Source organism: Moritella sp. (assembly GCF_033791185.1).
Classification (GTDB): Bacteria; Pseudomonadota; Gammaproteobacteria; order Enterobacterales; family Moritellaceae; genus Moritella.
This window is the reverse complement of sequence record NZ_JASJHF010000077.1, coordinates 1-2,933: the sequence shown is the minus strand read 5'-3', so window position 1 is coordinate 2,933 and position 2,933 is coordinate 1. Positions and strand designations below refer to the sequence as shown.

The window sequence follows — 2,933 nt, the reverse complement described above, 5'->3', positions numbered from 1 at the left end:
ACTAGACAAGTATGTAGATACGCCAGCAGCGATTTACCCAACGCCAGAATTAACGCTAACCGAACAAGTATGGTTAGAGCATCAAGTTAAAGTGATTGTGTTAATTATTTTAATCGTTGTTTTACTGCTGATTTTATTTTTCCAGGACATCTTAGTTCGCCATCCTACCTTTATGCATAACCTGCGCCATGCCTTTTTAGCTGTAACAGTGGTATTTATTGGTTGGGCATGGAATGGACAGTTGTCAGTGGTCAATGTATTTACTTTCTTACATGCCTTAATTAGGGATTTCTCTTGGGATCTGTTTTTATTAGACCCTGTTATTTTTATCCTTTGGTGTGCTGCCGCAATGACAATTCTATTGTGGGGACGCGCTGTTTATTGTGGTTGGTTATGCCCATTTGGTGCATTGCAAGAGCTCATAAACCAGTTTGCTCGTTACATTAAAATCCCTCAAGTCGAACTACCTTGGGCTGTCCATGAACGTCTCTGGGCGATTAAGTACCTTATCCTGCTAGGGCTATTTGGTATTTCATTAGACTCACTGGCACTCGCAGAGCAGTTTGCTGAAATCGAACCGTTTAAAACCACCTTCTTACTCAAATTCGATCGAGAATGGCCATTTGTTGTATGGGCGTTATTACTGCTCACTATCAATATATTCAATCGTAAAACATTTTGTCGTTACCTTTGCCCGCTAGGCGCTGCTTTATCTGTTTCTAACAGTGTGCGTTTATTTGATTGGCTAAAACGTCGCCCTGAATGTGGAACGCCTTGTAAAACCTGTGCTAAAGAGTGTGAAATCCAAGCGATACAGCCAGATGGTGTGATTAATATGCGTGAGTGCCATTACTGTTTAGATTGCCAAATTACCTATTACAACGATGACAAATGTCCTCCGTGGAAAAAATTAGCTTATAAAAAGCGTAAAAATGATGAACAAATAATTGCGGTAACTGAAGTATAAAAAAATCGTTAATAAATTTCAGGATTTGTACTTATATGATGCAATCGAATCTTGAATTGTTAACCAGTGTGTAAAGAAAATGGATGTGTGAAATCACATAACAACAATACGACGGAGATGTAAACATGAGTGAAGACAAAACAGATCTAGATCCAAAAGGTTCGTTACAAAATTCAGAGCGACGTAAGTTTTTTGGTAAAAGTGCAGCGATTGGTGTGGCGGCGGCTGCCTTGCCAATGACAGCGACCATGTTTGCAACCATGGCTAAAGCTCAAGCAGCAGAAGTGAGCAATAGCACAGTCGTGCATCCGGGGGACTTGGATGAATATTATGGTTTCTGGAGTGGCGGTCATTCAGGTGAAGTACGTATCTTAGGACTGCCATCAATGCGTGAATTAATGCGTATTCCTGTGTTTAATACTGATAGTGCAACAGGGTGGGGATTAACCGACGAAAGTAAACGTATCAAAGGTGATAGTGCGCATCTTTTGGCAGGTGATTCTCATCACCCGCATATGAGTATGACCGATGGCCATTACAATGGTAAATATGTCTTTATTAACGATAAAGCCAATAGCCGTGTTGCCCGTATTCGCTGTGATGTGATGAAAACCGATAAGATGTTAACGGTTCCGAATGTGCAAGCGATTCACGGCATGCGAGTCCAAAAAGTACCTGAAACAAAATATGTAATCTGTAACAGTGAATTTGAAATCCCGATGAATAATGATGGTAAAGCGTCGATGGAAGATGTCAGTACTTACCGCTCTTTATTTAACGTGATTGATGCCGAGTCAATGGAAGTGGCTTTCCAAGTGATGGTCGATGGTAACTTAGATAATACCGATGCCGATTATGATGGTAAATACTTTGCCTCTACTTGTTACAACTCTGAAATGGGCATGAACCTTGGTGAAATGATCACCGCAGAGCGTGACCATGTGGTTGTGTTTAGTTTAGCCGCGTGTGAAGCGGCTGTTAAAGCCGGTAAATTTGAAACCTTCAATGGTAATAATGTTCCCGTTGTTGATGGTCGTAAAGGCTCTGAATTGACACGCTATATTCCAGTGCCTAAATCACCTCATGGTTTAAATACGTCTTCAGACGGTAAATACTTTGTAGCGAACGGTAAATTATCACCAACAGTGTCAATTATTGCAATTGAAAAGCTAGATGACTTATTTGCTGATAAAATTAAAGGCCGCGAAGCGATTGTTGCTGAGCCAGAATTAGGATTAGGTCCACTGCATACTGCCTTTGATAACCGCGGTAATGCTTATACTACGTTATTCTTAGATAGCCAGATTGCAAAATGGAATGTTGAAGACGCGATCAAAGCGCATAACGGCGAAAAAGTGAATTATATTCGTCAGAAATTGGATGTGCATTATCAGCCTGGGCATAACCATACTTCACAAGGTGAAACACGTGATGCCGATGGTAAATGGTTAGTTTCTCTTTGTAAGTTCTCTAAAGATCGTTTCTTACCTGTTGGACCTCTACACCCTGAAAATGATCAGTTAATTGATATTTCTGGTGATGAGATGAAGCTGGTACATGACGGACCAACATTTGCTGAACCGCATGATTGTATGATTGTTCATCGTAGTAAAGTAAAACCAGCAAAATTGTGGACCCGTGATGATCCGATTTTTGCGGATACGATTGCGATGGCTGTAAAAGACGGTGTTGATGTGATGACCGAAAATAAAGTTATCCGTGACGGTAATAAAGTGCGTGTTTATATGATCTCTGTTGCCCCTACCTTTGGTATGAACGAGTTTAAAGTGAAGTTAGGTGATGAAGTCACTGTGGTGGTTACTAACTTAGATATGGTGGAAGACGTTACTCATGGTTTCTGTATGACAAATCATGGTGTACAGATGGAAATTGGTCCGCAGGCTACTGCATCGATCACCTTTACTGCCAACAAACCGGGTGTACAATGGTATTACTGTAACTGGTT

At 40.8% G+C, this 2,933-nt stretch carries 2 protein-coding genes; both read left to right on the top strand.

The annotated features are described in order from the left end of the window. Positions 1–967, top strand: a 967-nt coding sequence (locus QNK26_RS04765; protein WP_319221160.1) for a 4Fe-4S binding protein, incomplete at its 5' end; no start/stop codon positions are given. Between the two features lie 125 nt (positions 968–1,092). Further along, positions 1,093–2,933: TAT-dependent nitrous-oxide reductase (gene nosZ / locus QNK26_RS04760; protein ID WP_319221159.1), on the top strand; the 1,841-nt coding region annotated here is incomplete at its 3' end.